Source organism: Mesorhizobium sp. M7A.F.Ca.CA.002.15.2.1 (genome assembly GCF_003998715.1).
Classification (GTDB): domain Bacteria; phylum Pseudomonadota; class Alphaproteobacteria; order Rhizobiales; family Rhizobiaceae; genus Mesorhizobium; species Mesorhizobium ciceri.
On the sequence record NZ_RZPI01000368.1, the window covers coordinates 1 to 5,553 of the forward strand.

General features: G+C 62.0%; 6 protein-coding genes. All 6 read right to left on the bottom strand.

Features of this window, described 5'->3' with window-relative positions; translation table 11 throughout:
• The coding region (locus tag ENZ74_RS19935; protein ID WP_127312943.1) for a 3-hydroxyacyl-CoA dehydrogenase NAD-binding domain-containing protein at positions 1–728 on the bottom strand (728 nt) is incomplete at its 3' end.
• The gene (locus ENZ74_RS19940; protein WP_013529861.1) at positions 728–1,348 is read right to left on the bottom strand and encodes a glutathione S-transferase family protein; all 621 of its coding nucleotides are present in this window, start codon (positions 1,346–1,348) and stop codon (positions 728–730) included. The genes ENZ74_RS19940 and ENZ74_RS19935, both read right to left, overlap by 1 nt.
• Before the next feature lie 26 nt (positions 1,349–1,374).
• Positions 1,375–1,785 (bottom strand): RidA family protein, encoded by a 411-nt coding sequence (locus ENZ74_RS19945; protein ID WP_013529860.1) that lies wholly within the window; start codon positions 1,783–1,785, stop codon positions 1,375–1,377.
• Between the two features lie 6 nt (positions 1,786–1,791).
• Positions 1,792–2,949, bottom strand: a complete 1,158-nt coding sequence (locus tag ENZ74_RS19950) for a hypothetical protein (RefSeq protein ID WP_013529859.1) — start codon at positions 2,947–2,949, stop codon at positions 1,792–1,794.
• A 55-nt stretch (positions 2,950–3,004) separates the two neighbouring features.
• Positions 3,005–4,156, bottom strand: a complete 1,152-nt coding sequence (locus ENZ74_RS19955) for a cupin domain-containing protein (protein ID WP_024505127.1) — start codon at positions 4,154–4,156, stop codon at positions 3,005–3,007.
• A 290-nt stretch (positions 4,157–4,446) separates the two neighbouring features.
• On the bottom strand, positions 4,447–5,553 hold a 1,107-nt coding region (locus ENZ74_RS19960; RefSeq protein WP_127312944.1), incomplete at its 5' end, for a GMC oxidoreductase.

The following is a 5,553-nucleotide window of genomic DNA, read 5'->3' on the forward strand; positions in this document are numbered from 1 at the left end:
GTTTTGAAAATACCCAGCCCCGCCATATCGAGCAGCGCCATCGGGCCGATGACGGCGATCTTGTAGCCGATGCCCCACGACACGCAGGTGTCCAGGTCTTCCGGCTCGATGACGCCGCGCTCGACAAGATCGACCGCCTCGCGCAGCAGCGCATAGAGCACGCGGTTCTCGACGAAGCCTGGAACGTCCTTCTTCACCACCACCGGCAGCAGGCCGATCGAGCGGATGAGATCGCGGATAACAGCCACGGTTTCAGGCGCGGTCTTCTCGCCGCCGATCACCTCGATCATCGGGATGATGTGCGGCGGGTTCGACCAGTGCATGCCGACCATCCGCTCGGGATGCGAGATATGCGCCTGCAGCTTGGTGATCGGAATGCCCGACGTGTCGGACGCGACGATGACGGACGGGCCGATCAGCGGATCGATGTCACGATAGGTCTGCGCCTTGATGTCGATATTCTCGGGCACGTTCTCGATCACCAGTTCGGCGCCATCGACGGCCTCGGCGATCGTCTCGACGAAACGCACTTTGCCGGCACCAGTCCCGGGCGCCTCGATGTCGAGACGGTCGAGCACGCCGCCGGCAAGATCGAGCATGCCGCGGGCGCGCTCGATTGCCCCTGGCGAAACGTCATACGCCGTCACATCGAGCCCGCCGCGCGAAAGCCGCGCGGCGATGCCTGGACCCATCGTTCCCAGTCCGATGAGAGCGGCGCGCTTGATCATCATGCGGCCTTTGCGGGAGCAGCAGTGGTTGCCGCCTTGAAGGCCGGCCGAGCGGCGATCGCGGCCACCCAGCGCTCCAGATTGGGCATTGACGGCCGGTCGATCTTGAAGTCGACGCAGCGCTTCAGGATCGGCGCGCAGGCAATGTCGGCAAGGGTCAGCTTGCCGAGCGCCAGGAAGTCCTTGCCGGCCAGGTGGCCGTCGACGATCTTGAGCTGCGCGACAAGGTCCTTCACTTGTTCCTTGTATTCGGCGGTCTGTTCCTCGGGCGTGAGCTTGGCGCCCTTGAAGGCCGCCAGGTAGCCCGGATTGACTGCCGCCAGCAGGAAGTCCATCCAGCGCTCGACCTCGGTCTTTTCCGCCGGCGTGGCGCCATTCAACTGTTCGCCGCCGAATGCCGCGAGATAGCGCAGGATGGTGTTGGACTCCCAGATCACGGTGTCGCCGTCGACCAGCGTCGGCACCTTGGAGGTCGGGTTGAGCGCCTTGTATTCCGCCGTCTGCGTGTTCTCGAACTGGCGGCCATAATCCTCGCGCTTGTAGGACGCTCCCAACTCTTCGAGCATGAAGAGCACCTTCTGGACGTTGCCTGATGTCTGGCGGCCTAACAGCTTGTACATGTCTTCTCCTCGCTAGTGTCCAGGGCCTACTTGCTCGCCGGCAGCGGCTTGTAGACGATGGCGTCCATTTCGATCTTGGTGTTGATGACCGCTTTTGCCTCGACGGTCGTGCGCGCCAGAACGGCGTCGCCGATCCCTTCGAGGAACGCCTTGTTGTAGCGGCCGAAATCGCGCGTATCCTCGAGATAGGTGGTGATCCGCACGACATCCGACAGCGTCGCGCCTTCATGCGCGATGACGCGCGCGATGGTCTTCAGCGTCGCCAGCGTCTCTTCTTCGATCGTGCCGCTGATCATGTTGTTATTCTCGTCTTTCGGCACCTGGCCCGAGACGAAGATGAAATCGCCGGCACGCACCGCCGGATGAAACGGCAGGTTCGGGTTCTTGTTGCCGATGGCGTAGTGGCTGGCGGATTTTCGCGTGCTGTCGCTCAACATATCCCCCTAGAGAACGCTGGTTTCGATGATGTCGACGCCGCGGATGCGATCGATCAGGTAGACGATGCCGCGGTCGTCGATGGTCACGTCGTTGGACGAGGAACGCTCCGCGCCCTCCGGCGCGTCGGGCATGAAATGACCGACTTCCTTTGGCGCGAACGGATCGGCGATGTCGACGAGGCGCAGCCCCTGCGCGAACCACGCAAACGGAATGACGGTTCCATTGAACCGCTCGGAAGGCTGATGGCAGCCGGTCATCTGAGGCTGCGGTGAACCGTCCGTGTCGAGGCCTGGCACCTGGAAGGTCGAGATCGGCAACGGGTTGGTCTCATCAGTGATGTCGTAAATCCAGGTGAAGGCCGGCGGCGATGGCCGAAGCTTGGCGACATCCTCGTCCGCCACCACCATGATGTTGCGGCCTTTGAGCGGCTGTGGAATCGGCAGGCAGGTGTGCGTGGGATGCGGAAAGCTCGGGCTCGAATTGACGTGCGAGACCAGCTTCGGCTTGGTGATGTCCGAAATGTCGAGGATGAACAAGCCATGATGCCAGTAGCTGACATAGAGCCTGTCGCCCATTCGCAGCGGATGGTGACAGCGCGGCGTGACATAGTCGTGCCAAGGATACTCTTCGCCGCCCCCGGTCCACTGGCCCGGTATCCACCAGCGTCCGACCTCGACCGGCTTCGCGGGATCGATCAGGTCGAGGATCATCACGATGTTGCCGACATAACCGTCGGCGGTCGGCGATATGTAGGCGTAACGGCCGTCGAAGTCGTAGCGGTGGACGCCCTTGCCGCCGGTTATCCATTTCGAGATGAGCTTCGGCTGTGCCGGCTTGGTGGTGTCGTAGAGCGCCAGTCCGCCGCCGAAATCAGCCGGGCCGGCGTCGCCAAAGCGCTCGTGGTTGATGATCATCAGTCCGTCCTTGGCGCGCACCTTGTGCGAGTGCCAACCGGGCGGGACATCGATCGTCGTAATTTTGCGCGGATTGCGCGGGTCGGAAATGTCGACCAGCGTCGTGCCGCTCGGCGGCCGCATGTGGCCGATATAAAGGATGTTGCCGTCGACCCAGACCTGACCGCCGCCTGGGCAGTCGACATGGCCGATCTGCTTTGTGTTGAACGCCGAAACCAAATGCATACGCCCTTGCTGCTGAAATTCCATTTCGATGTCCACGCCGCCAATGGCGGCGTGGACATTGCCTGCCGGAGGACCGGAACTAGACGAGACGGAGCAGATCGCCGGCCTGGTTGCGGCCCCAGCGCTTGTAGAGGAGCAGCGCCTTCTGCGTCGGCGCATCGGTGGCGCCGAAGAAGATCACCGGCTCGCTCGACGAGCCGTTGACATGCTCGACCCAGGAACCGCCGGGTATGGCGATGGTGTCGAACTGGTTCCAGTCATAGCGTTTGCCGTCGATGATCGAATGGCCGTTGCCGCGGAACGGCGCCAAGAGCAGGCTGGCGGTCTCGCGCTGCGGCAAGGTCTTCTCGCCGGGGCGCAGCATCTGCACGTAGAAATTGATGGTGTGGAAGACGGGTCCGCCGGTCGTCGGATCGACATAGTCGATGACGATGCCTTCATGGGGGTCGCCATCCCAATCCTTGTGGGCGTCGAGAACCGCTTCCATCTTCTCCCAGCGATAGACATACATCGGCGACGACAGGCCGCCGCCGCGCTTGTGGTCGACGAAACGCGGCATCAGGCCGCCTTCGCCATAGATGCGCTGTGAGTAGTCGCTGGGGTAGCGGGCGGTCTGCACCTTCTTCTCGACTTCCTTGCCGTCGACCATCTCCGTGTATTTGTGATCGAAATGGACGGCATGCAGCGTTTCGACCAGCGGCAGGTCGAGCACCGACAGGTTGACCGCCTGCTCGCCGCCAACGGTGCCATGATTGTGCCAGGCGTCGTTGGGCGTCAGCACCATGTCGCCCGGGCCGAAGACCACGTCTTCGCCCTCGACGCCGGTGAAATTGCCCTTGCCCGTCAGGCCGAAGCGGATGGCGCTCGGCGAGTGCTTGTGCGGCGGCATGATCTCGTCGGGATCGTTCAAGCGGTAGGCGGTGTACATGGTGCTGACCGATGCACGCTTGGGTGCAAGACCGGGATTGACGAGGATCAGCGAACGGCGCTCGCTGTCGTCCATGGTCACCAGTTCGGCGGCGCGCTGGAGCAGGGGCTCGATGTCCGAATAGGACCACACGAAGGGAACGGCTTTCGACGTCGCCATCAACTGCTTGATCTCGTCATGGTCGACGCCTTCCGACGTCGCCCAGAACGGAAACATGTTCTTTGCGTAGAGGGCGTCGTAGAGGCCCTTGAGTGCCGCCTTCTTGTTGGTGAGCACATCGTTAGCTGGTTGCGCCAGGGACATATCGGACACCTCTCGTCACGAAGAAAATACTTCTAACCAACTCAACCGTATTCGCATTGGTTTTGCTCGACAATACCCAAATTGCGAATCTTATAAGTTTTTGGTTGAGGTGCATTTTTGAGTGGCAAATGCCCAGAAATAGGCAGAAACAGCCTAGAAATGCACGGAATTCAGCTCACAATCAGGGCGTGAAACCGCTTCGTCACGGCCATGCTGGCGCGCATGACAGTCCAACCAACGCAGTTTTTCAGTCTCAACCAAAAGACTTTGGTTGTATTCCGGCCGCCTTATCAGGCAGCCACGCTCTGTTGAGCGCGGCTGCGGATCAGATCCGCGGCCTTTTCGGCGATCATGATGACCGCCGCATTGATGTTGCCGCAAACGAGGTCGGGCATGACCGAGGCGTCCACGACACGAAGCCCGGCAATGCCGCGCACCCGCAATTCCGGATCGACCACCGATGCCGCATCGACGCCCATGCGGCACGTGCCGGCCGGATGATGCACGGTGATCGAGGTCTTGCGGATGTGCTCGTCGATCTCTTCGTCGCTCTCGCATTTCGGGCCGGGGAAGAACTCCGCGCCGACGAACGGAGCCATGGACGGCTGGCTGGCAAGGTTGCGTGCAACACGAAAGCCGGCGCGAAGCGACTGCCAGTCGCGCTGCGAGGACAGGAAATTCTGATGGATCAGGGGCGCGGCAACCGGATCGCTCGACGCCAGCTTGACGCTGCCGCGGCTCTCCGGCTGCACCGCAACGATACGGGTCGCAAAGCCGTCGGCGAACGGCGCCTTGAACGGCGACATGTAAGGCCATGCCCCAAGCGGCGCGGCGGTGAAAAGCAGCTGTACGTCCGGCAACGGCCGGCTTGTGTCGCTTTTCAGGAATGCCACGACGCCGCCAGGCACATCTCCCGAAAAGCCCTTTCCGGTGAGATAAGTCCTGACGAAATCCAGCCCGATACGATCGGCCCGCATCATCTTGAGAAACGGTCCAGGCTGTTTGCGCCGATACATCACGATAACCGAAACGTGGTCCTGCAGATTCTTGCCGACTTGCGCACGATCGACCTTCGTCTCGATGCCATGCGCCGCCAGCTCGCCGCTGTCGCCTATGCCTGACAGCATCATCAGCTGCGGCGTGTTGATGACGCCGCCGGCAAGCAGAACTTCGCGCCGCGCCAGAACTTCATGGCTCGCCCCGCCTCTGGTGTAGGCAATGCCGGCTGCGCGGCCATCCCTGAGCAGGATCTTCGTCGCCATCGCGCCGGTCAGCACCTTGACATTGCCGCGCCGCATGGCGGGCCGCAGATAGGCGGTTGCGGTCGAGCAGCGGCGGCCGTTGGCAATTGTCATCTGCAGCCGGCCGAAGCCTTCCTGTATGGCGCCGTTATAGTC